Origin of the sequence: Paracoccus niistensis, assembly GCF_042432925.1 — a bacterium.
GTDB lineage: Bacteria > Pseudomonadota > Alphaproteobacteria > Rhodobacterales > Rhodobacteraceae > Paracoccus > Paracoccus niistensis.
Map to the genome: position 1 here is coordinate 1 of NZ_JBHLWE010000083.1, position 996 is coordinate 996.

Sequence of the window (996 nt, forward strand, 5' to 3'; positions counted from 1 at the left end):
CCGAGGATGTTGGCCCTGAACACCTCGGCCGGCGTTCGGAAGCCCAGGCATTTGCGCGGCGTGGCGTTGAGACCGGCGCAGAGCTGGCGCAACTCCTCCTGCGAGAGCGTGTTCGGGTCGGTGTCGCGGCAGATCCAGCGGCGCAGGCGCTTGTTGGCGTTCTCCACCGCACCTTTCTGCCACGGAGACTGTGCCTCGCAGAACCAGGTCCGGGTGCCGAGCTCGGCCTGCAGATGCGGCCAGTCGATGAACTCGGAGCCGCGGTCGAAGGTGATCGAGCGGCGGGCATGATGGGGCAGGGGCGCCAGCACCGTGGCGATCTGCGCCATGATCGGCCGCGTGCGCTTCTCCGCGTTCTTCAGCACCACGAGGAAACGACTGTTGCGCTCGATCATCGTGGTGACGTTGGCAGGACCGAACTTCTGGCGGAACAGCACCAGGTCAGCCTCCCAGTGCCCGAACTCCTTGCGGTGGGCGATGACATCGGGACGGAACAGGATGCTGAGTTCAGGAGCAAATTTCGGCGGCGGGCGCTTGCGCAGCCGATAGCCGCGGCGGCGCCTGCGTCCGGAGGGCAGGTGGCGCCACAACTCGCCCCGACGGCCTTCCTCGGAGTAGATATGGCGGTAGATGGTCTCGTGGCAGACCCGGATCGGAGCCTGCTCGTGCCGCATGCGGCCGGCGATCTGCTCGGGGGTCCAGCCCGATCTCAAGCAGCGCTCGACCTGGTCGCGCAGCCGGGGCTCGCGCATCAGCTTGCGCTGCCGCGTGCGTCGGCCATCGCTCAGGCTCTGCGCCACGATGCACCAGTAGCCACTGAGCCGGGGCGCCTCGCTGTCATGGAAATGGTTGCGCCGGAGTTCGCGGAAAATGGTGGAGCGGTGGCGACCGAGCCGGTGCGCCATCTCGTCGGGGCTCATCTTCGCATGGCGCCAGCGCTCGATCCGGCGGCGCTCCGCAAGGGAGAGGTGAGAATACCGAACCTTCATTCGAGTG

The 996-nt window shown here is 67.3% G+C and carries 1 protein-coding gene; it reads right to left on the reverse strand.

Annotated features, from left to right (window positions below):
• A partial coding sequence (locus ACFFII_RS17720) for an IS30 family transposase (protein ID WP_377700196.1) occupies positions 1-989 on the reverse strand: 989 nt, incomplete at its 3' end.
• Positions 990-996 lie beyond the last annotated feature (7 nt).